Below are 19,718 nucleotides of genomic sequence, written 5' to 3'. Positions count from 1 at the left end.
GCTTCCCCCTGCCAGTCACCAGTGGGGGCAGTTTCGAGAACAGTCCGAAGCCGCGTTCACCCTCAGGCCAGCGAAACCGTCTCTGACCTACTATCGACTCCGCGTGACAGTGTCATACCTCGGCGCCTAGCCACACACATCCTCCGTGAGGTAAAGGCAGGCAAACGACTTCTGCCCCTGACAGCAAGCCTCGTCTGACGTGATCATTCAGCTGCCCTTCTCTGGAGATAAAGACAGCCACCCAGGATGAGTTCCTGCATGTCCTCTCTGATGAAGAATTCGTGAAGATTCTCGTCCCAGACTGGCTTTGTGACTGGGTTCTCCTCAATAGTCGAGGCAGGAGAGCATGCCACCTATTCTGGTGGCCACAGGCAGAAGAAGAGCTGCTGGCGGTACTGATCCGGAAAATGTGGAAGGCCTGGCGCTCCCCCGGCGACGATGGTCAGCTGCTCGGGAAACCCCGAAGGAGTGAAACATGCACTGGGATGGAGACCACATGGGGGGCTGGGGCATGGGAATGGGCTGGTTGGTCCTGGCCCTACTCGTGCTCGGTATCGTGGTCTTGATCATGATCATGGTCGGCATTTTCCGCGGCCGAATAGGACGAGGCCCAGGAGGCGATGACAGGGCTCAGGGACCGGAGCGCAATCGGGCACGAGACATGCTCGATGAGCGCTATGCCCGAGGGGAGATCGACGCCACTGAGTACGACGAGAAACGGCGGCGTCTTGAGAACCGTAAGGATAAAGATTAGGCCCTGACGCCACTCAGCCGAGGACAATGGGCCCGGGTGGAATCGGCGTCTCCAAGACCGGGTTGCCCTGGGCCCACCCATTCGCCTCTTCTCCCAGGTCTCTGGTGGCGACGACGCGGGCATCCTCGTGGGAGGAGACCTATGGCAGCCGGAAGTACTTCACAGCCAGGACGGGCTACTGCAGGTGAAGATAGTTGCCGCCCAGCAAGAGGTGGATATCCGCGGATGTCAGGCTCAGGTTCTGGCTTATAATGGCACGATTCCGGGATGGACCTGGCGGGTGAGCCCCGGGGACTAGTTCATCCCAAAGCGGTTCTTTTTTCGTGACTTACGCGGTGACGATGCTCCTCCGGGAAGCCTTGGTCGCTTCCCGCGGTTACGGCACCATGTACGCCGCGCTGGCTGGCGTCGCCATCATCACGGCCGTCTTCTATCACGGGTTCCACCGGCGTAGAGCTGTCTGACCCCCGCTTATCCACGCCACCCCCTCCCCACCTTTCCTTCAAGGCCACACGCTCCCGGGAGCGTGTGGCCTTTGTGATTCGGAGCGCATTTCTCCACTCAGAAACTGGGTCTGAGCTGGAAGAATCCTGACACCCTTCTCCCACTTGCGCGCTAACCTGGGCTTTTTCCCCTGCATACGGCCCGGGATTCTGACAGTCAAATTATAGGCTGACGGGGGGCTTGCATACCCCAAGGCCCGTATGTATGGTTCTGCGAATCAATAACGAAACGGTCACGATGTGCTCACGATTGAGTTATCGCCCAGGCCCGTGCAGTGGGCAGCATGACAGGAGTAGAACCATTTCCAGCCCGAATCAGCGGTCCACTAAGAGCCGCATCGCCCTCATGGCCGCTGCCATCGGCGCAGTCTCCACCGCCGGCGGCTACAGCCACGAGGGCGAGACGCCCCTTGGTCTGCGAGGTGGTGATCGTGCGGTGTTTTCCTCCGGATGACCGCGAAGCCTTCAGGCGCATGACTCGTCTTCCGTCGTTGTCTGTTGTCCCGCCCTGAGCAATTCCAGCGATATGTCCGTTGGAGATCAGACCGTTACCGTTCCGTTATCTAACGGAGGTAACACTAACGCCTGAACTTCTCCGATGTCCACCTTGCGGCCCCTTTAGTGATCTTCTCCACACTGTCCCCAGCTCCCACCGGCGTGCGCTGGGGAACCCTCCACGCGGGTCTACGCCCTGTTTCGTGCCTGGCAACTATCCGGCACCTGGGCACAGATCGAAGCCGCCCTTCAGTCCCGAGCCGATGGCCAGGGACAACTCGGATGGGACATCTCCGTGGACTCGACTACCAGCCGGGCGCATATCCACGCCGCCGGAGCGCGGCGAGATTCCTCCGACCGCCTCGACGGCGAACCGGACAACCATGCCCTCGGCCGGTCTCGGGGCGGGTTCTCCACCAAGATTCATCTGGCCTGTGACCATCACCTACAGGCGGTGTCGTTCACGCTGACCGCCGGGCAGGCCGGTGACAGCCCGCAGCTGACCGAAGTCCTGGACCGGATTCGGGTGGCCCGCCCCGGGCCCGGTCGGCCCCGCAGTCTGCCGGATCGGGTGCTGGCGGACAAGGCCTACTCCTCACAGGCGAACCGGTCGTACCTGCGGTGCCGGAAGATCACCACCACGATCCCGGTCAAAAAGGACCAGGCCGACAACCGTCAGGCCAAAGGGTCTGCCGGTGGGCGGCCACCGGCCTTCGACTCTGAGGCGTATAAGGGCCGCAACGTCGTCGAACGCTGCTTCAACGCGCTCAAACACAACCGCGGGGTGGCCACCCGATACGACAAACTCGCCATCCGGTTCGAGGCAGTCATCCGGGTCGCGAACATTGACCGCTGGCTCAAACGACTTTCATAACAGGTCCTAGTGCCCATGAGGACTGACCGGATGGTGTTCAGAAGTCGTCGTCACACCCCTGGTCACCAGGGCCGATCTGTGCCAACACCTTCTGACACTGACACCTGCCGGGCACCCGTCCCCCTGGGGTGTGCCCTATCGAATCATCTTTATCTCAAAACCGACAGGAGCCACCAAGGGGGAGGGGCGCTCATCGTCTGCACCTCTTCAGGATGAGATCTCCCCGATTGCCTGCGTTGCCGTTCATGCGCAGCACGACAGCAGCGACGGGTCGGTGGTGAAGGCCTTCGCGGCGATCCGGATGCCCTCGGCCATGGTCAGGTAGGGGGCCCAGGCGTCGGCGATCTCGGCGACGGTCCTGCCGAGCACGTGGACGCCTGCGGCGGCGAGCTCCCCGGCGTCCTTGGCGACGGCGGTCAGGCCGAGGATCTCGTTCGTCTCGGCGTTCACGACGATCTTGATGAACCCGCGGGTGTCGCGGTTCACCAAGGCGCGGGGCACGTGGTGCAGGGGCAGGACGCGGCAGTCGCAGCGGATCCCCGCGGCGAGGACGTCCTTCTCGGTCATCCCGACCGCGCCGATCGCGGGCCCGGTGAACGTCACCCGCGGCAGGCGGGCGTAGTCGACGGACCGGTCGGCGTCGGCGAACGCGTTCTCGGCGACGAGGGTGCCGTGGTGGGCGGCGACGTAGACGAACTCGGGGTGCCCGGTCACGTCGCCCGCGGCCCAGATCCGCGGGTTCGAGGACTGCAGCCGGTCGGAGACGACCACCTCGCCGGAGTCTCCGGTCTTCACCCCGACCGCATCGAGGTTCAGGCCATCGGTGACGGGACGGCGTCCGAGGGCGACCAGGACCTGGTCGGCGCGGAACTCCTGCGAGCCGCCGGACACGGCGGCGGTCACGACGGCCTCGCCTCCCGTGCCGCGGGAGGCCCGGGTGGGCACTGCGCGGCTGACGACGCGGATGCCCTCGTCGGCGAACACCTCCTGGAGCGCCTTCGACACCTCCGGCTCCTCCTTCGAGGCGAGCCGGGACCGCACGAGCAGCGTGACCTGCGAGCCGAGGCGGGCGAACAGCTGCGCCTGCTCCAGGGCGACGTAGCCGCCGCCGAGCACCAGCAGCGACTCGGGGACCTCCGTCAGCTCCATCGCCGTGGTCGAGGTCAGGTATCCGGTCTCCTCCAGGCCGTCGATCGGCGGTGCCCACGGGCGAGAACCAGTCGCGACCAGGTAGTGGTGGGCCTCGATGGTCTCGACGCTTCTGTCGGCTCCGGCAACATCGAGAACCGGCGCATCAGGGGTGCCCACGAACGAGGCGTCGCCGCGGAGGACCTGCCAGCCGTAGGAGTCGGCGACGTCGGCGTACTTCTCGCCGCGCAGCGACTCCACCAACGCTTGCTTCCCAGCGATCAGCGCGGGCATGTCGACGGGATCCGCCGTCGACGCGATCCCGGGGAACCGGGTTGCGGCGTCGACGGCGACGTGCCGCGCGCCGGCCGCGGCGATGAGCGCCTTCGACGGGACGCAGCCCGTGTTCACGCAGGTGCCGCCGAGCGTCCCGCGCTCGATCATCACCACCGACTTTCCGAGCGTGCTGGCGCGGATCGCAGCGGCGAACGCGCCGCCTCCCGATCCGATGATGGCGAGATCGTACTTCGTAGGCATCTCTGCTCCTGTCAACTCTTGGCTTTCTGCTCTGTCTCAGCCATACTGGACCTTCCAGTGCAGGGGAAGGTCAAGCGCGGCCACGGAGGGAGACAGCAATGCGGATCGGAGAACTCGCCGAGAGGGCGGGCACTACCGCGAAGACCCTTCGCTTCTACGAGGAACAGGGCCTTCTGCCCCCGACCGAGCGCACGCCGTCCGGATACCGCGACTACGCGCCCGAGACAGTCGCTCGGATCGACTTCGTCCACCGCGGCCAGGCCGCGGGCCTCACCCTCGCCCAGATCCGCCAGATCCTCGACATCCGCGACGGCGGCCAGGCGCCCTGCGAGCACGTGCGCGACCTGCTTGACGTGCGCCTCGCTGAGATCGAGCAGCAGATCGCGCAGCTCTCCGTGCTGCGCGACACTATCGCGGACCTCAGACAGGACGCCGCGCACCCGGACCCTGAAACGTGCAGCACCGATCAAGTGTGTAGGTACTTGTAATCCAATTGGGCACACCTCCTTAGCAACCACGCTATGCGAGAGTTGCAGCTCGACGAGAGCCAGGATGACAGGATTAACCGCCAGGAGCTATCTATAAATAGGGACTATTTCTTACCTGGAAGTAACATTTTGGCGGTTGAGGATAATACCTTTGGTGCATTTTGAGCCAAAAGCTTCTTGGCCTCTGGACTGACAGTTGCCACCACAGCACTCGCAACCAAAACTGAGCCTATAAGAATTGTTTCTTTACTTACCTGCAGTGATTGCAGATTAAATCTTTTGTTGTTGACGTCATGCTCCATGAGCTTGTCGTCAAGGCGTTCTAACCGATCGAGGGCATCTCGGCGACTTTCTTCTGATGAATTAGGGTCGTCAATGACTTGCGTAAGTATGCTTTTCGTCTTATCAAAACTGTCATAAAGCCTATCTGAGCTGTATTTATTGCTAGATAGGGCCTGTTGGAAAGAATCGGCCATTGCTTGAGACACTTTCGCCATAGTGTCTGGCGCAGCAGCAAAGAGGGTAGGTAGGACAATTTCGCCTACCTGGCCGTTTTGAATCAACTTGACTAGTTCAAGGACTTTTTCGCTGCTCATATTTCGGAGATCCTCGATGCTAAGGGCACGCTTTAAATCGTCGATAGAATCAATGTGTTCAGCCATAACTCCGCCTTTTATTTGCTGTTGACATCTACCTTAATGGGGCGAGCGGACAAAGCTAAACGTAAAAATCAAAGTATTCCACTTTATGAGAAGACAAAGTGTTCTGATTCGTTTGACAGAGGTAGGCTCTGGAGCCTTGCAGTCAGTCACTGATTGCACTACATCCGAGCTTTTAGAAAGCCTCGCGGGCGACAATACGAAGATGCTGACGACATTATGAACGCTGGGGTTTGAATAAGTTCTGGAATAGAGAAGAACGCATAGCCCCAAATAATAAGTAGCCTTGCGCTACAAGCTTTTCTTCAAAGAGGTTATTACTCACTGCCTAACGGCAGGGGAACCGTATATTGCTTACGGCTTGATACATTTATTTCTGCGATGCCCGTCGTCCCCGCGGAAGAGTGATTCCAGCTTCTTTTAATGCTCTAGAGACAGTAGGGCGGGACACATTAAACTCTTTCATTGCTTCTGCTGAACTTGGCCAAGTTCCTGTATCTATGAATGTGCTCTCGAAGTAGTTAGCGATGTCTCGTTTGCTAACTCTTCCTTTGGCTGCGCGTCGTGAATTCGCAGATTGGAGATTCTGCCTTGCTGTCTGAGCGTATTCTCCGTCTCCATCGGTTTTCCAGCGTTGTGCAGCTTTCTGGCCACCTTTGCGTCCCATGGTGGCTAGTGCTTTGCGCTCACTGCTTGTGGCGCGTCCGGGAGCGCTGGAACCGAGGCTTGTGTTGGTTTTGGATTGGGTGACATAGCCGCGTACGCGTCGTGCCATGGTCTGGCGGTCCCGCATGGGTGGCATCTCGCTATCTCTGCCTGCCGCACCGTATTGTTGTGCAACGATTTCGACGCAGACAGTACCGAAGGGCGCTGGTGTCCCACACATCACCGTCGGGCCGACGTTCGACCCTCGTTGCGACAGTTCAGCAACAGCTGTATAGTTCAGTACATGCTGACTATTGCTACACGCTTGGACGTGATGAACCGATTGGGCCGGGCGATGTCCGATCCCTCCCGATCCCGTATTCTCCTGGCCCTGCTGGACGGCCCGGCCTACCCGGCCGATCTCGCACGGGAGCTGGAACTGACGCGGTCAAATGTGTCGAACCACCTCACTTGCCTACGGGACTGCGGAATTGTGGTCGCCGAACCGCAGGGACGGAAGACCCGCTACGAGATCGTCGACGCCCATCTTGTCCAGGCGTTGAACTCACTGCTGGATACCACTCTGGCTGCCGACGAGAATGCCCCGTGTATTGACTCGGCATGTGACGTGCCCGGGTGCGCCACCGGAGAGGGGGACAGGAAGTGGTAACTGGTCTCCTGGGGGCGGTTGGTCTGTTTATCGCCACCAATATCGACGACATCATCGTGCTCTCGCTGTTCTTCGCCCGTGGGGCCGGCCAAGCAGGGACCACACTTCGGATCCTGGCCGGGCAGTACCTTGGTTTCGCGGGCATCCTCGCAGCCGCGATTCTGGTCACCCTAGGGGCGGATGCTTTCCTGCCCACCGAGGTGATCCCCTACTTCGGGCTGATCCCCCTGACCCTGGGGCTGTGGGCGGCCTGGCAAGCCTGGCGGGGAGACGATGACGACGACGATGACGCGAAAGTCAGCGGAAAGAACGTAAGCGTTTTGACCGTCGCCGGGGTGACCTTTGCCAACGGTGGCGACAATATCGGCGTCTATGTCCCGTTTTTTCTCAACGTGGATACCGCCACCGTTATCATCTACTGCGTCGTCTTTCTGATCCTGGTGGCGGGCCTGGTCCTGTTGGCGAAGTTCGTGGCCACCCGTCCACCCATCGCGGAGATTCTCGAACGCTGGGAGCATGTGCTGTTCCCTATCGTCTTGATCGGCCTGGGTATCTTCATCCTCGTCAGCGGCGGCGCCTTCGGCCTTTAATAAACTCACCCCCCGTGCTACTAGGGCCTCTCTAGGTTTCCTCACCGGCATCAACTGAACCGCCCATGAAGTTGTGAAAAGCCGCTGCCGCAGGGACTCGACCACGCTAACGCGACAGAAATTCCAGTGGGATGCTGAGATGGGCGAACGAATTGCGAACATCTTGGCGTGCGTTCTCGTCGCCTGGGGATACGTCATTAACTCGAACAAGTGTTGGGCGGTCGCCGGGTCGTATCGTGCCTTGTCGATCATGGCGTCGAGACTGTCATATGCTTTTTGCATTAATTCGGCGGCCGAAGGCTCCTGCTTCGCCGGGGCCATCTGTGCCAACGCCTTCTGACTCTGGCAGTAATTTAAAAACTGTCCTTTTGGGGTGTACACGCTGCTATAGCTTGAGGAGCATCTGACCGGTCGAGCGTGTGGACGACAATGATATCGCCTTCACGGGCCTGATCCAGTGCCTTGTGCAGTCCGGGGCGGTTGGTGGTGGATCCGGATTTCTTATCAACGTAAATGTATTTGCTGGCAATACCTTCCTGGCGCAGAGCGTCGATCTGTCGGTCGAGGTCTTGTTTCGCGGTCGAAACCCGGGCGTAGCCAGTATCCATAACCAGAATAGTGCCGGAAGTCCATTCTGTAGCGGACATTATGGGACATGGCTGTGGCATGACTTGTGGGACATGCTCCTCCTGGGACTGTGTATTTTCAATCCATTGTCATTGATGGTGTCCCACTTCCTTGAAAGTGAGACGCTCGGGAAAGGCCGGAAGGAACCCCTTTTCCGATGTTCAAACCATTGCTTGAAATACAAGTACTCGCTTGTTAATATCGGAGTGTGCTTACAGAGATTTCCTTATCCATCCCCGCGTCGGATCTCAGTCCCGCCGAGCGGGCCCAGTTACTCGTGCCCACCCTGTCCGCGCTGTCGGATGAAAACCGGTTGACGATCCTGCTCACCTTGGCGGAGACGTCGATGACCAACCGCCAGCTCCATGAGGCCACCGGGATGAGTCAGGCGTTGGTCAGCCATCATCTGGCTGCCCTGCGCAAGGCCGGACTGGTGGACTCGGAGCCGAGGGGTCGTGCCACGCTGAATTCGGTGTGTTGTGCTCAGCTGGCCGATCCGGTGCGCTGGCTGGCGCACCTGGCGACGTTGACCCCGGAGGGACAACGCGCCTGCTGCACGGACACCTCCCTGAGAAACGAGGTCGTTGATGCTGATTAGCGCGCTCGGCACGTTCACTATCCTCCTGGTCGAACTGCTCCTGCTGTTTCTGGTGATCTCCTATGCGGTCGCGTTGATCAACCGGCGCTTCGGCCCGGAGCGGTTGCAGAGCTGGATGGCTGGTGGAGCGGTTCCCGGCCAGTTCAAAGGACTGGCATTGGGGGCGATCACTCCGTTTTGTTCCTGTTCGACGATCCCGATGTTTGTCAGCATGCTCAAAGCCGGGGTGGCCTTTCGTATCGCCGTGACCTACCTGATCGCTTCGCCGCTGCTCAACCCGGTTATCGTCGGCGGGATCTGGCTGATCTTTACCTGGCAGGTCGCGATCAGCTACGCGGTGATCATGGTGCTGCTGTCGCTGGGAGCACCCTGGGCCTGGACCGCGCTGGGCATGGAAGACCAGCTGCGCAAGGTCAAGGTCAAGGGCGGGCGCCAGCTGGACGGGACCCCGTGGCGTGGAATCAAACAAGAAACCCCGGCAGCGATCCGTCAGGCATGGGACGATCTTCGCCCCATGCTCCTTCCGATGATCATCGGCGTGGCCATCGGTGCATTCATCTACGGGGTCGTGCCCGAAGACGGCCTGGGATTTATGGCCGGTGGAAACGTCTGGTGGCTGATTCCACTGGCTGCGGTGATCGGTATCCCGCTGTATGTCCGACTGGAGACGATGCTGCCGGTCGCCCTGGCTTTATCGGGTGCCGGGGTGGCCATCGGCCCGATCTTCGCGATGATGATCGGCGGGGCGGGGGCCTCTCCGCCGGAGGTCTCCATGTTGGCGGCGGTGTTCAAGCCGAAACTGTTGGCCACCTTCGTGATCACCATTCTGCTGGCGGCCATGCTGGCCGGCTACGCGATGACGATCATCCTCTAAACCACGTACCCCTACCGAAAGGACACACTCTCATGGGTTTCAAGGACCTGTTTACCAAGAAAAACTCCACCTCCGACTGCTGCGGGGTCGAGATCGTCGCCGACGACGACACCGACACCACTGAGACCACCAGTGACCAGGAGAAGCAGCACCCGCAGGCTACGTCCTAACCCGACACATCCCGGTCTCTACCAGCGTGTCTGGCTCCCGGACGAGGAGCTGACAGCCGGTGCAGACACCAACGACCCCGCGCGAATTCGCGCGGGGTCGTTGGTGGTGTCAGGTGGGGTGGTCAGTTCTCGAGCAGCTCGGCAATGAGCCGGCGTACCCGGGCGTCGATGTCGTCACGGACCAGACGCATGCGCTCCAGGCCCTCGATGCCACGCTGGGACGGCTCGTCAGTCACCCACCGCTCGCACGTACCGCGGGCACCGTCGGGTAGCTCCAGCTGGGCATCACCTCCCAGGATGATCACGCGGTCGACCTCGCGCAACAGTTGTGGATCTACACCCTTAGGGTGGCCTGCGGACATGTCGGCACCGGCCTCGGCGATAACCTCGACGGACTGGGGGTTGAGCTTCGTGCCGGGTGTCGTGCCGGCGGAGTGGATCTCGATCCGGTCACCGGCGTGCTTAGCGGCTAGGGCTGCGGCCATCTGGGACTTGCCGCCGTTGCCGACGCAGACGAACAGGACTGTTGGGTGGGTGCTCATGAGGTGAAGTTCTCCTTCTCGGATACAGCAGTCTGCGGAGACGGTGTCGAGGATACGGGTAGGGTCGGATCCTGGGGGAAGAGTTTCGGTCCCAGCCACAGCATGGTGTAGACCAGGCCGACAAGCACCGGGATCTCGATCAACGGGCCGATCGTGCCGGCTAGCGCCTGTGCGGAGGTCGCCCCGAAGGTGCCGATGGCCACGGCGATGGCCAGCTCGAAGTTATTGCCCGCGGCCGTAAACGACACCGACGCCGACTGAGCGTAATTCATGCCCGACGCCTTCGCGGCAATCAGTGCGATGGCGAACATGCCGACGAAGTAGGCCAGCAGCGGCACAGCCAGGCGGGCCACGGTCCACGGTTGGGAGGTAATCTGCTCGCCCTGCAGGGAAAACAGCAGCACGATGGTATAGAGCAGGCCGATCAGTGCCAGCGGGGAGATCTTCGGCAGGTAGGTGTTTTCGTACCAGGCACGGCCCTTGGTTTTTTCACCGATGATTCGGGAGGCCACGCCGGCGGCCAGCGGGATGCCGAGGAATACGAGCACGGAAACCACGATCGACCAGAAGGAAAATTCCGCCGAGGTAGTCGCCAGGCCCAGCCAGGCTGGCAGGACCTGGAGGTAGAACCAGCCGAGTACGCCGAACATGATGACTTGGAACACCGAGTTGATCGCCACCAGCACGGCCGTGGCCTCCCGGTCACCACATGACAGATCACTCCAGACGAGCACCATCGCAATACACCGAGCCAGGCCAACGATGATCAACCCGGTGCGCAGTTCCGGCTGATCCGGCAGGAAGATCCAGGCCAAGGCAAACATGAAAGCCGGACCGACCAGCCAGTTGAGCACTAAGGACACCGTCATCAGGCGTTTATCGGCGGCGATCTCGCCGGCCTTGTCGTAGCGAACCTTCGCCAGCGGCGGATACATCATCACCAGCAGGCCAAGTGCTATCGGCAGGGAAATCCCACCGACCTCTAAAGCGCCCAGGGCGTCACCAATACCGGGGACCACCCGGCCGATGAGCAGGCCAGCGGCCATGGCGAGAATGATCCAGACCGGCAGGAAGCGATCTAAAAAGGTCATGCGTGGGCGGTGGTCAGAATTCATACGAGCCTTTCACAGTATTGACAAGCATCAATACAAAAAGTAGTCTTGATATCGATGCTTGTCAATATAGGATGGTTGGTATGACACTCTCGCAGACTCTCCCGCTGGCGGACTTGTCCGCCTGCTGCTCACTGGGTGCTGGCCCCTTGACCAGTGGTGAGGCCGAACGCTACGCCACATTGTTCAAGGTGTTGGCCGATCCCGCCCGCCTGCGCTTGTTATCGCAGTTGTCGGCCGAAGGCTGCGGCCCGGTCAGCGTCGGGGAGCTGACAGAGACGTCGGGGTTGAGTCAGCCGACCGTGTCGCATCACCTGAAGCGGTTGACCGAGGCCGGGTTATTGGACAAAGTCCGGGTCGGCCGGACGATGACCCATCAGGTGCGCCCAGAGCTGTTCGCGGAGCTGCGCACCGTGTTACAGATGGACTAACCCACCACCGACGAGCAGGAGACGATCACACACGTGACCAGCAAACACTTCGAAGCGATCATTATAGGCGGTGGCCAGGCGGGCCTGGCCACCGCCTACTACCTGCTGCGAGCAGGCGTGGACACCCTGGTCCTCGACGATCAGGAGGGCGCCGGTGGGGCGTGGCGGCATGTGTGGCCGTCGATGACGTTGTTTTCCACCGCGGAGTTTTCCAGCCTGCCGGGCAAGCTCATGCCAGCCTACGAGGGGTTCCCACCGTCGGACCATGTCATCGACTACCTTGCCGACTATGAGCAGCGCTACCGGATCCCCGTCGAGCGCCCCGTGCACGTGGACCGCGTCGAGCGGGAGGATGGAGGCTACCGCCTCCACGCCGGTGATCGATCGTGGACGGCTCCCCATGTCGTAGCCGCCACCGGTACCTGGTCTACTCCCTTCGTCCCGGCCTACCCGGGATTGTTTACCGGCACGCAGTGGCATTCGGCGAACTATCCCGGGGTGGGCCCCTTCCGGGGGTCGTCCGTGGCTGTGGTGGGGGCGGCGAACTCCGCCGCGCAAATCGCCGCCGAACTCACCGGTGTTGCCGAAGTCACCTGGTATACCCGCCATCCACCCCGGTGGATGCCCGATGAGGTCGACGGGCGGGTGCTGTTTCGCCGGAACCGGCAACGCGCCCTGGCCGTCCAGCGCGGCGAGACCGATCCGGGGGCCGACTCGGAGCTCGGCGATATTGTCGTGCTGCCTGAGGTGCGCGCTGCCCGCGACGCCGGATGGTTGGCGGCGACGCCGATGTTTAACTCCCTCAAAGAAGTACGGGCCGATCATCTGATCTGGTGTACCGGGTTTCGGCCGTCCCTCGGGCCGGTGCGCCGGCTCCTGGACGGCACGACCCCGAAATACCCGGGCCTGCACCTGGTCGGTTACGGCGACTGGACCGGCCCCGGATCCGCCACGCTCACCGGGGTAGGCCGCTACGCCAAGCAGACCGCCCGGGCCATCGCGGACTCATTCGGCATGACCGTCAAGTAATCCCCGCCTGGCCGGCAACCCTGAGGGGCATTCTGTCGTCAGCACAACGAGAGGAGTGGAGTTTCGATCGCTGCAGGAAAACACCGGCACCTCATCCTCCGGGGGCCGAAGAGTGTTCCACATCTTCCTGCCCGGCGGAGTTTGAATGTGATCTGATCCGAGAGTGGAGCCATGCCGGTCTGCGAGCGGTTGGTCTGTTTATCGCCACCAATATCGACGACATCATCGTGCTCTCGCTGTTCTTCGCCCGTGGGGCCGGCCAAGCAGGGACCACACTTCGGATCCTGGCCGGGCAGTACCTTGGTTTCGCGGGCATCCTCGCAGCCACGATTCTGGTCACCCTAGGGGCGGATGCCTTCCTGCCCACCGAGGCGATCCCCTACTTCGGGCTAATCCCCCTGACCCTGGGGCTGTGGGCGGCCTGGCAAGCCTGGCGGGGAGACGATGACGACGACGATGACGCGAAAGTCAGCGGAAAGAACGTAAGCGTCTTGACCGTCGCCGGGGTGACCTTTGCCAACGGTGGCGACAATATCGGCGTCTATGTCCCGTTTTTTCTCAACGTGGATACCGCCACCGTTATCATCTACTGCGTCGTCTTTCTGATCCTGGTGGCGGGCCTGGTCCTGTTGGCGAAGTTCGTGGCCACCCGTCCACCCATCGCGGAGATTCTCGAACGCTGGGAGCATGTGCTGTTCCCTATCGTCTTGATCGGCCTGGGTATCTTCATCCTCGTCAGCGGCGGCGCCTTCGGCCTTTAATAAACTCACCCCCCGTGCTACTAGGGCCTCTCTAGGTTTCCTCACCGGCATCAACTGAACCGCCCATGAAGTTGTGAAAAGCCGCTGCCGCAGGGACTCGACCACGTTAGCGCGACAGAAATTCTAAAACTGCCCTATTGGGGTGTACTCAACCGGATCGACCGGTTCCACCTGGCCATGGCGGTGATTGACAGAGTGCCGCGGCTCAAGGACGTCTCGGCCACCGTGCGCGAAAAATTCAAGAACGCCCTGATCGAACACCACCAGTACATCCGCACCCACGGCGAAGACATGCCGGAAATCAACAACTGGCAATGGACAGCTGTCCCCGGCCCCGGCCTTCGATGCGAGCAGGAAGCACGAGAGGAACCGCTCTAACATGGCACCGTCACATCCTCGGAAGACATCACCGCCCTTGTCGTCGAATCATCTCGCCACTTTGCCCTATGATGCGGTGCTGTTCGACATGGACGGGGTCGTTACCCGGACTACCAGCGTGCATGCGGCGGCCTGGAAGGAGCTCTTCGACTCCGTCCTGGCCGACTCCAGATCCGGATTGGGAGCGGATACGCCACCGTTCGACGCAGACCGGGACTACCGGCTTTACGTGGACGGACGCAGCCGCGAAGACGGCATCCGCGCCTTCCTGACCTCCCGCGGCATCCAGCTTCCCACAGGCAGCCCGGAGGACGGACCGGATGCCTGGTCTGTCGCCGGACTGGGGCCCGAAAAAATGACCTGTTCCTGACCGCATTAGCCCGTGACGGTGTCGATGTCTATCCCGGAACCGTGGCGCTGCTGGAACGCCTGCGCGGCGGCGGCATCCCCGTGGGCCTCGTCACAGCCAGCCGTAACGCGCAGGCTCTGTTGGAGGCCGCGGGCCTGGAGCCGGCATTTGATGTGATCGTTGACGGCCTGGTGGCCGCAGATCAAGGTTTGCCCGGCAAACCGGATCCGGCGATGTTCCTCGAGGCGGCACGTCGACTCGGCGTATCCCCGGAGCGTTCCGTGGTCATCGAGGATGCCGTGTCCGGGGTCAAGGCAGGACACGCCGGCGGTTTCGGACTGGTGGTAGGAATCGACCACGCCGGGTACCGGGAGCAACTGGACGCGGCGGGCGCCGACGTCGTCCTGGGTAGTGTCGGCCAGTTGGATCTGGGTGCATCAAACTGATGACTTCTACCGCGAGCTCGTGGAACATCGGCGGGTGATCCGGGTGCTGGCACTATCAGACGGCTACTCCCGCGCGGAAGCTAACGCTCGCCTGGCACGCAACCCCGGAATAATCGCCAGTTTCTCCCGCGCCCTGACCGAAGGGCTCACCGTCACCCAGGACGACCGCGAATTCGACGCTGTCCTGGATGAAACAATCGGCACTATCGCGGAAGCCTCACGCACCTGACTACGCCTTCCGAGAAGGCGCGGTGCGCCTGATCAACTGCTTATACAGCGGTGCCCGACCCGGACATGAGCGATCTGGGTCGGGCACCGCGGTGGGTGTCTCCTGCTGGAATTAGCCGTCGGTCGGAGCCAGGTGAGCCGGGTCCAGGTCGATCCGGCGTAGCAGCTGGGCGTTGAGGGCGACGATGATCGTGGACAGGGACATCAAGAAGGCGGCGGCCGCCGGGGGAAGCAGCACACCGATAGGGGCGAGCACACCGGCGGCCAGGGGAACGGCCACGATGTTGTACCCGGTCGCCCAGACCAGGTTCTGGACCATCTTGCGGTAGCTGGCATGGGAGAGCTCGATCATCGACAGCACGGCCCGGGGATCATCACTGGCCAGGACCACCCCGGCGGACTCCATCGCCACATCTGTACCCGCGCCAATCGCAATACCGACCTCGGCCCGGGCCAGGGCCGGGGCGTCATTGACACCGTCGCCGACCATGGCCACGCTCAGACCGCGCTCCTGCAGCTGGGTGACCTTGGTGTCCTTGTCCTGCGGCAGAACCTCGGCGAAGACCTCATCGATCCCCAGATCCTTGCCCACTGCCTGGGCGACCTGGGTGGCGTCACCGGTGATCATCGCCACCTTCACCCCGCGGGCCTGCAGGGCGCGCACCGCCGCGCGGGATTCGGGGCGGATCTTGTCCTCGACGGCCACGGCACCGATGATCTCACCGTCGCGGACGACGTGGAGCACTCCGGCGCCTCGCTGCGTCCAGGAACCGGTGATGTCGGTGAGCTCACCCGGGATGGTCAGACTGAATTCGCGCAACATGTTCGGCCCACCCACGAGGATTTGGGTGCCATCGACAGTGGCCCGGATCCCGCGGCCGGAGGCGGCGGTGAAACCGGTTGCGCGCAGTGGGCGGCGTGAGGCCTCCGGGTGTGCGGCCGCGGAAGCCACGATCGCCCGGGCCACGGGATGCTCGCTATCGGCCTCGGCGGCGGCGGCCAGGGACAGCAGCTCGCCCTCGGTAATGCCGTCGGCAGCCATGATGTCGGTGACGGCGTGTGCGCCTTCGGTCAGGGTGCCGGTCTTATCAAACAAGACCACGTCGATGGTGCGCATGTGCTCCAAGGCCAACCGGTCCTTGATGAGCACCCCGGATTTCGCGGCCCGCTCGGTGGAGATCGCGATGACCAGGGGGATGGCCAGGCCCAGGGCGTGCGGACAGGCGATGATCAGCACGGTCACCGCGCGGACCACGGCATCATCGGGGCTGCCGATGATGGTCCAGACCACGGCGGTGATCAGGGCCGCGATCAGGGCGAACCAGAACAGGAAGGCTGCGGCTCGATCGGCCAGGGCCTGGGCCCGGGAGGAGGAGGCCTGGGCATCGGCGACCATGCGCTGGATGCCTGCCAGGGAGGTGTCCCCACCGGTGGCCTCCACCCGGACCCGGACGGTGTTGTCGGTGGCCACGGTGCCGGCCACCACGGTCTCACCGGTATCCCGGAAGACGGGGCGGGATTCACCGGTGATCATGGCCTCATCGAATTCGGCCGCTCCGTCGATGATGGTCCCGTCGGCCGGGACGCGGGCACCGGCTCGGACCAGCACGACATCGTCGACGGCCAGCTCTGAGATCGCTACGGTGCGGGTGGTCCCGTCGACGACCTTCTCGGCCTCATCGGGCAGGAGCGCTGCCAGCGCGTCAAGCGCGGAGGAGGCTCCACCAAGAGCGCGCATCTCCAGCCAGTGGCCCAGCAGCATGATGGTCACCAGCAGGGCCAGTTCCCACCAGAAATCTAGGTGGAACCCGCCCAGCCCCAGGGTGGTGACCCAGGAGGCGATAAACGCCACGGTGATCGCCATGGCGATCAGGAGCATCATGCCCGGTTGGCGGGATTTCAGCTCGGTCATTGCGCCCTTGAGGAAGGGGGTGCCGCCGTAGAGGAAGATGATCGTGCCCAGGACCGGAGGAATCCAGTAGGCTCCCGGAATCTCCGGAATATTATATCCCAGCAGGTCGGCGAACATCGGGCTGAAGAACACCACCGGAACCGACAGGATCAGCGACCACCAGAAGCGGTCCCGGAACATCGCGGCGCTGTGGCCGGCGTGTTCACCGTGACCGTGGACCTGGTGTTCTTCATCGACAGTGGAATGCGGATGATCGTGCGGCATGGCCTGGCCGTGGGTGGCGGCATCCGCATGGTGCTCGTGACCGGCATGATTCGGGTGGTGGGTGTGGTCTGTTTCCGGAGCGGGGTGATCACCGTGGTGGTGGGGAGTGCTCATGAGGTTCCTTCCGCTCAACCCGGTCGGGGTCGAGATGATGGGCGAATCGATCAGGACAAGACGGTGTAGCCGGTCTCCTCAATCGCCCGGTGGACGGTTTCCAGGGGCACGGAACCCGTGACCGTGACGATGGAGACCCCACCGGCGATGAGGTCGACCTGGACGTCGTCGACCTGGGGCAGAGCGCTCACCGCCTCGGTGACGTTGCCGGCGCAGTGTCCGCAGGTCATGCCTGTGACCTGGTAGGTGGTGGGACCTTCAGGTGTTGCGTCGGTTGCCGCGGCCACGGCCGGGGCGGAGACGGTCGCGGACGGCGTAGAGGGCGCGCAGCATCCACAACCGTCGGAGGCCAGCGGCAGCAAGGGGGAAGTCGGGGCGGTCATCGGATCGCTCCTGTGGGATCGGGGGATCAGGCGGGGTTTCCCCTCCCATTATATACCCCTATGGGGTATTGTCCAGGGGTTGATACGGATCGCTGCCGAGGTCATCAGAATTATTGTCCCCGGGAGTGGGGGTCACTGAGCATCAGGGACACGTTTTCCTGGTGCAGGGGAAGACGGATGGTGAAGACCGATCCGGCACCGGGGCCAGGAGAGGTGGCGGTGAGAGTGCCGCCGTGGGCCTCGATCAATGCCTTGGAGATGGTCAGACCGATACCGGCCCCGCCATTGTCCCGGCTGCGGGCGGCATCCCCCCGGTAGAAGCGTTCGAAGATGTGTCCGAGCTGGCCAGGTGGGATGCCCTCGCCGTCATCGGCGACGTGGATGAGCGCGGTGGACGCCCCCTGTCGGTGGACGCTGATCCGGACCTGCCCGCCGGCCGGGGTGTGCCGTAGCGCGTTCGACAGGAGATTGCTCATCACCTGGCCGAAGCGTTGCCGGTCCACGAGCACCCGGGCGGTGTCCGTAATGGTCTCGACCTGTAAATCGACGCCTTTGTCAGCATAAGCTTCCCCCGCGGCAGCAGCGGCGGTATGGAGCAGATCCCCGAGCCCTTCCTCCGCCAGGTCCAAATCGATCCGGTGTTCCTGGGCCCGGGAGACATCGTCGATGTCTTCCATCAACCGGGTCAGGCGGGTGAGTTGGTCAGCCATGATCGTGTGGGTGGCATTATTCCAGTCCACGACCCCGTCCTGGAGACCATCGAGGTAGACCGTGAGCACCGATAAGGGGGTGCCCATTTCGTGGGCCAGATCAGAGAGCATCTGGCGGCGGACCTGTTCGGTGTGTTCCAGCCGGTCGGCCATGGTGTTGAAGGAATGCGCCAGGGTGGTGACCTCGGGGCCTGCTTCTCCGGCAGGCACGCGGATACGGTAGTTGCCGGCCGTCAGGCTGGTAGCGGCGCGGGTGAGATCCTGCAGGGGGGTGCGCAGGCGACGCGATAACCACAGGCTAGCCAGCAGGGCGCTGATCAAGGCGGTGGGCAGGGCGACGGCCAGGGTGATCAGGTTGGCGTCCCGGTAGGCCTGCTCGGCATGGAACAGCTCCAGCGAGGGGTCCTCCCGGCCGGTCATCAACATATGATCATGGAACAGGGTCGGGCCCACCACCGTGGCCACGGCCGCGGCAACCAGCAGGCTAATCACCACGACCAACACCTGGGCGGCCAGGAAGCGGAAGGTCAGGCCGGGTCCGTGATTCATGGCTGCCCCACCCGGTAGCCCACGCCACGCACGGTGTCGATAAACCCCCGGCCCCGCGTGTCGGTGCCGAGCTTGCGACGCAAGTTGCCGATGTGGACATCGACGATGCGTTCATCACCGACCCAGGTGGTGTCCCAGACCTCGGTGACCAGGTCGTGGCGGGTCAGCACCTGGCCGGGGCGCAGGGCCAGGGCAACCAGCAGCTCGAACTCCGTGCGGGTGAGCTCCACGGTCGTCTCCCCCACCCGCACCTGATGGGCGACGGGGTCAAGGATGAGGTCACCAACGATCAAGGGGGTGGTCACCTGCGGTGGGGTGGTGCTGGTGCGCGGGCGGCGCAGCACCGCATGCACCCGGGTCACCAGTTCCCGGATGCTAAAAGGTTTGGTGATGTAGTCATCCGCCCCCAGGGTCAAACCGCTAATCTTGTCGTCCTCGCTGCCACGCGCGGTGAGCATGAGGATGTAGCAGTCCGAGAAGGTGCGGATCCGTCGGCACACCTCCAGGCCATCGAGTTCGGGCAGCCCCAGATCCAGCACCACAACATCGGGGGAAAAGCGACGGGCCTCGTCCACGGCCTGGGTGCCGGTGTGCGCCTGGCGGGTATCGAAGCCGGCCCGGATGAGGTAGGAGGCCACCATCTGAGCCAGGGGTTGTTCATCATCGACGACCAACACCCGCCCCGGGGGCGTGGCGGTGGTCGGTGTGCGGTCAGCCATAGACCCCAGTATCGCTCCGGCCAGGGGAGAATACCACCCTCGCTCAGTGCCCTGCGGGGAAACCTTCATCAAATCTTCAAACATCACCCTTCGACCGCCGTCACCCCTGTGCCCCACCCCGGGCCGGCGGCATCGCCTCCCCTGGTCAGTTCAGCAGGCGCCACCAGGGATTTCACTGC

At 62.7% G+C, this 19,718-nt stretch carries 23 protein-coding genes and 3 pseudogenes; 16 read left to right on the top strand and 10 right to left on the bottom strand.

The genetic code is table 11. The features are described from left to right. The first annotated feature begins 475 nt into the window (after nucleotides 1-475). Both CAMM_RS00430 and CAMM_RS12815 read left to right on the top strand, forming a co-directional pair. The gene (locus CAMM_RS00430; protein WP_003847971.1) at nucleotides 476-754 is read left to right on the top strand and encodes an SHOCT domain-containing protein; all 279 of its coding nucleotides are present in this window, start codon (nucleotides 476-478) and stop codon (nucleotides 752-754) included. 323 nt (nucleotides 755-1,077) lie between these two features. Beyond that, entirely contained in the window at nucleotides 1,078-1,218 is a 141-nt protein-coding gene (locus CAMM_RS12815; protein WP_155803959.1) for a hypothetical protein, read from the top strand. 283 nt (nucleotides 1,219-1,501) lie between these two features. Here the strand turns inward: CAMM_RS12815 and CAMM_RS13195 are convergent, their stop codons facing one another. Continuing rightward, nucleotides 1,502-1,732: a hypothetical protein gene (locus CAMM_RS13195; protein ID WP_088859150.1), complete on the bottom strand. Its 231-nt coding sequence runs from the start codon at nucleotides 1,730-1,732 to the stop codon at nucleotides 1,502-1,504. A gap of 186 nt (nucleotides 1,733-1,918) precedes the next feature. On the opposite strand from CAMM_RS13195, the pseudogene CAMM_RS00425 reads away from it, so the two are divergent. Then, nucleotides 1,919-2,626, top strand: a pseudogene (locus tag CAMM_RS00425) (IS5 family transposase); the annotation flags it as partial. A gap of 243 nt (nucleotides 2,627-2,869) precedes the next feature. Here the strand turns inward: CAMM_RS00425 and merA are convergent. Then, nucleotides 2,870-4,291 carry a mercury(II) reductase gene (gene merA / locus CAMM_RS00420; RefSeq protein WP_003847965.1) on the bottom strand — a complete coding sequence of 474 codons (1,422 nt, stop codon included), beginning with the start codon at nucleotides 4,289-4,291 and terminating at the stop codon, nucleotides 2,870-2,872. Nucleotides 4,292-4,389: 98 nt separating this feature from the next. Between merA and CAMM_RS00415 the strand changes: the two genes are divergently transcribed. Beyond that, on the top strand, nucleotides 4,390-4,779 hold the full coding sequence (locus CAMM_RS00415) for a heavy metal-responsive transcriptional regulator (protein WP_003847964.1): 390 nt from the start codon (nucleotides 4,390-4,392) through the stop codon (nucleotides 4,777-4,779). Nucleotides 4,780-4,883: 104 nt separating this feature from the next. Here the strand turns inward: CAMM_RS00415 and CAMM_RS00410 are convergent, their stop codons facing one another. Beyond that, nucleotides 4,884-5,441 (bottom strand): hypothetical protein, encoded by a 558-nt coding sequence (locus tag CAMM_RS00410; RefSeq protein ID WP_003847962.1) that lies wholly within the window; start codon nucleotides 5,439-5,441, stop codon nucleotides 4,884-4,886. 946 nt (nucleotides 5,442-6,387) lie between these two features. Here CAMM_RS00410 and cmtR point away from each other — a divergent pair. Further along, entirely contained in the window at nucleotides 6,388-6,753 is a 366-nt protein-coding gene (cmtR, locus tag CAMM_RS00400; protein ID WP_003847959.1) for a Cd(II)/Pb(II)-sensing metalloregulatory transcriptional regulator CmtR, read from the top strand. Then, a complete protein-coding gene (locus CAMM_RS00395; protein ID WP_075761502.1) occupies nucleotides 6,747-7,343 on the top strand; it encodes a cadmium resistance transporter in 597 nt (198 codons plus the stop codon). The genes cmtR and CAMM_RS00395 overlap by 7 nt, the downstream gene beginning before the upstream one ends. A 407-nt stretch (nucleotides 7,344-7,750) precedes the next feature. On the opposite strand, the pseudogene CAMM_RS00390 reads toward CAMM_RS00395, so the two are convergent. Continuing rightward, nucleotides 7,751-7,951 (bottom strand): annotated as a pseudogene (locus CAMM_RS00390) (recombinase family protein); the annotation flags it as partial. A gap of 227 nt (nucleotides 7,952-8,178) precedes the next feature. On the opposite strand from CAMM_RS00390, the gene CAMM_RS00385 reads away from it, so the two are divergent. From CAMM_RS00385 to CAMM_RS12905, 3 genes are read left to right on the top strand one after another with little or no spacing between them, the layout of a single operon-like run. Then, nucleotides 8,179-8,568 (top strand): ArsR/SmtB family transcription factor, encoded by a 390-nt coding sequence (locus tag CAMM_RS00385; protein ID WP_003849007.1) that lies wholly within the window; start codon nucleotides 8,179-8,181, stop codon nucleotides 8,566-8,568. Further along, nucleotides 8,558-9,442, top strand: a complete 885-nt coding sequence (locus CAMM_RS00380; protein ID WP_003849009.1) for a permease — start codon at nucleotides 8,558-8,560, stop codon at nucleotides 9,440-9,442. Before CAMM_RS00385 ends, CAMM_RS00380 begins: the two co-directional genes overlap by 11 nt. A 32-nt stretch (nucleotides 9,443-9,474) precedes the next feature. Continuing rightward, a complete protein-coding gene (locus CAMM_RS12905) occupies nucleotides 9,475-9,612 on the top strand; it encodes a hypothetical protein (protein WP_003849010.1) in 138 nt (45 codons plus the stop codon). A gap of 122 nt (nucleotides 9,613-9,734) precedes the next feature. Here CAMM_RS12905 and CAMM_RS00375 read toward each other — a convergent pair whose 3' ends face one another. Together CAMM_RS00375 and arsB are read right to left on the bottom strand one after the other, a co-directional pair. Then, nucleotides 9,735-10,154 (bottom strand): arsenate-mycothiol transferase ArsC, encoded by a 420-nt coding sequence (locus CAMM_RS00375; RefSeq protein WP_003849011.1) that lies wholly within the window; start codon nucleotides 10,152-10,154, stop codon nucleotides 9,735-9,737. Beyond that, entirely contained in the window at nucleotides 10,151-11,269 is a 1,119-nt protein-coding gene (gene arsB / locus CAMM_RS00370; RefSeq protein ID WP_040356244.1) for an ACR3 family arsenite efflux transporter, read from the bottom strand. Before arsB ends, CAMM_RS00375 begins: the two co-directional genes overlap by 4 nt. Nucleotides 11,270-11,349: 80 nt before the next feature. Here arsB and CAMM_RS00365 point away from each other — a divergent pair, with 80 nt between their 5' ends. From CAMM_RS00365 to CAMM_RS00340, 7 genes and pseudogenes are all read left to right on the top strand, one after another. Then, nucleotides 11,350-11,697 carry an ArsR/SmtB family transcription factor gene (locus CAMM_RS00365; protein WP_040356245.1) on the top strand — a complete coding sequence of 116 codons (348 nt, stop codon included), beginning with the start codon at nucleotides 11,350-11,352 and terminating at the stop codon, nucleotides 11,695-11,697. A 33-nt stretch (nucleotides 11,698-11,730) separates the two neighbouring features. Further along, nucleotides 11,731-12,726, top strand: coding sequence for an ArsO family NAD(P)H-dependent flavin-containing monooxygenase (locus CAMM_RS00360; protein ID WP_075761501.1), 996 nt, complete (start codon nucleotides 11,731-11,733; stop codon nucleotides 12,724-12,726). A gap of 179 nt (nucleotides 12,727-12,905) precedes the next feature. Beyond that, nucleotides 12,906-13,487, top strand: coding sequence for a cadmium resistance transporter (locus CAMM_RS00355; RefSeq protein ID WP_147581095.1), 582 nt, complete (start codon nucleotides 12,906-12,908; stop codon nucleotides 13,485-13,487). A gap of 84 nt (nucleotides 13,488-13,571) precedes the next feature. Beyond that, nucleotides 13,572-13,865, top strand: coding sequence for a phosphoketolase family protein (locus CAMM_RS00350; RefSeq protein ID WP_309295193.1), 294 nt, complete (start codon nucleotides 13,572-13,574; stop codon nucleotides 13,863-13,865). A 1-nt stretch (nucleotide 13,866) separates the two neighbouring features. Further along, the gene (locus CAMM_RS13020; protein WP_232051014.1) at nucleotides 13,867-14,235 is read left to right on the top strand and encodes a hypothetical protein; all 369 of its coding nucleotides are present in this window, start codon (nucleotides 13,867-13,869) and stop codon (nucleotides 14,233-14,235) included. Between the two features lie 41 nt (nucleotides 14,236-14,276). Beyond that, nucleotides 14,277-14,660 carry an HAD family hydrolase gene (locus CAMM_RS13015; RefSeq protein WP_232051013.1) on the top strand — a complete coding sequence of 128 codons (384 nt, stop codon included), beginning with the start codon at nucleotides 14,277-14,279 and terminating at the stop codon, nucleotides 14,658-14,660. Between the two features lies 1 nt (nucleotide 14,661). Further along, nucleotides 14,662-14,889: pseudogene (locus tag CAMM_RS00340) on the top strand (fructose-bisphosphate aldolase); the annotation flags it as partial. Between the two features lie 111 nt (nucleotides 14,890-15,000). On the opposite strand, the gene CAMM_RS00335 reads toward CAMM_RS00340, so the two are convergent. The 4 genes from CAMM_RS00335 to CAMM_RS00320 all read right to left on the bottom strand — a co-directional run bounded on the left by CAMM_RS00335 (nucleotide 15,001) and on the right by CAMM_RS00320 (nucleotide 19,539). Further along, the gene (locus CAMM_RS00335) at nucleotides 15,001-17,178 is read right to left on the bottom strand and encodes a copper-translocating P-type ATPase (protein WP_040355983.1); all 2,178 of its coding nucleotides are present in this window, start codon (nucleotides 17,176-17,178) and stop codon (nucleotides 15,001-15,003) included. A gap of 50 nt (nucleotides 17,179-17,228) precedes the next feature. Next, complete coding sequence (locus CAMM_RS00330) at nucleotides 17,229-17,561, bottom strand: heavy-metal-associated domain-containing protein (protein ID WP_003848416.1); 333 nt, start codon at nucleotides 17,559-17,561, stop codon at nucleotides 17,229-17,231. Between the two features lie 110 nt (nucleotides 17,562-17,671). Further along, nucleotides 17,672-18,820, bottom strand: a complete 1,149-nt coding sequence (locus CAMM_RS00325; RefSeq protein WP_003848414.1) for a sensor histidine kinase — start codon at nucleotides 18,818-18,820, stop codon at nucleotides 17,672-17,674. Continuing rightward, the gene (locus tag CAMM_RS00320; RefSeq protein WP_003859491.1) at nucleotides 18,817-19,539 is read right to left on the bottom strand and encodes a response regulator transcription factor; all 723 of its coding nucleotides are present in this window, start codon (nucleotides 19,537-19,539) and stop codon (nucleotides 18,817-18,819) included. Before CAMM_RS00320 ends, CAMM_RS00325 begins: the two co-directional genes overlap by 4 nt. Between the last annotated feature and the right edge of the window lie 179 nt (nucleotides 19,540-19,718).

The sequence above is a fragment of the Corynebacterium ammoniagenes DSM 20306 genome (genome assembly GCF_001941425.1).
Lineage (GTDB): Bacteria > Actinomycetota > Actinomycetes > Mycobacteriales > Mycobacteriaceae > Corynebacterium > Corynebacterium ammoniagenes.
This window is presented reverse-complemented; position numbering and strand designations above follow the sequence as displayed.

Bases quoted from the DNA above. Each gene is read 5' to 3' on its own strand.
- CAMM_RS00320 (WP_003859491.1), bottom strand. From the start codon at position 19,539: ATGGCTGACCGCACACCGACCACCGCCACGCCCCCGGGGCGGGTGTTG.
- CAMM_RS00430 (WP_003847971.1), top strand. From the start codon at position 476: ATGCACTGGGATGGAGACCACATGGGGGGCTGGGGCATGGGAATGGGC.
- arsB (WP_040356244.1), bottom strand. From the start codon at position 11,269: ATGAATTCTGACCACCGCCCACGCATGACCTTTTTAGATCGCTTCCTG.
- CAMM_RS12905 (WP_003849010.1), top strand. From the start codon at position 9,475: ATGGGTTTCAAGGACCTGTTTACCAAGAAAAACTCCACCTCCGACTGC.
- CAMM_RS00380 (WP_003849009.1), top strand. From the start codon at position 8,558: ATGCTGATTAGCGCGCTCGGCACGTTCACTATCCTCCTGGTCGAACTG.
- CAMM_RS00415 (WP_003847964.1), top strand. From the start codon at position 4,390: ATGCGGATCGGAGAACTCGCCGAGAGGGCGGGCACTACCGCGAAGACC.
- CAMM_RS00335 (WP_040355983.1), bottom strand. From the start codon at position 17,178: ATGAGCACTCCCCACCACCACGGTGATCACCCCGCTCCGGAAACAGAC.
- CAMM_RS13195 (WP_088859150.1), bottom strand. From the start codon at position 1,732: ATGCGCCTGAAGGCTTCGCGGTCATCCGGAGGAAAACACCGCACGATC.
- CAMM_RS00375 (WP_003849011.1), bottom strand. From the start codon at position 10,154: ATGAGCACCCACCCAACAGTCCTGTTCGTCTGCGTCGGCAACGGCGGC.
- cmtR (WP_003847959.1), top strand. From the start codon at position 6,388: ATGCTGACTATTGCTACACGCTTGGACGTGATGAACCGATTGGGCCGG.
- CAMM_RS00410 (WP_003847962.1), bottom strand. From the start codon at position 5,441: ATGGCTGAACACATTGATTCTATCGACGATTTAAAGCGTGCCCTTAGC.
- CAMM_RS00325 (WP_003848414.1), bottom strand. From the start codon at position 18,820: ATGAATCACGGACCCGGCCTGACCTTCCGCTTCCTGGCCGCCCAGGTG.
- CAMM_RS13020 (WP_232051014.1), top strand. From the start codon at position 13,867: ATGGCACCGTCACATCCTCGGAAGACATCACCGCCCTTGTCGTCGAAT.
- merA (WP_003847965.1), bottom strand. From the start codon at position 4,291: ATGCCTACGAAGTACGATCTCGCCATCATCGGATCGGGAGGCGGCGCG.
- CAMM_RS00330 (WP_003848416.1), bottom strand. From the start codon at position 17,561: ATGACCGCCCCGACTTCCCCCTTGCTGCCGCTGGCCTCCGACGGTTGT.
- CAMM_RS00365 (WP_040356245.1), top strand. From the start codon at position 11,350: ATGACACTCTCGCAGACTCTCCCGCTGGCGGACTTGTCCGCCTGCTGC.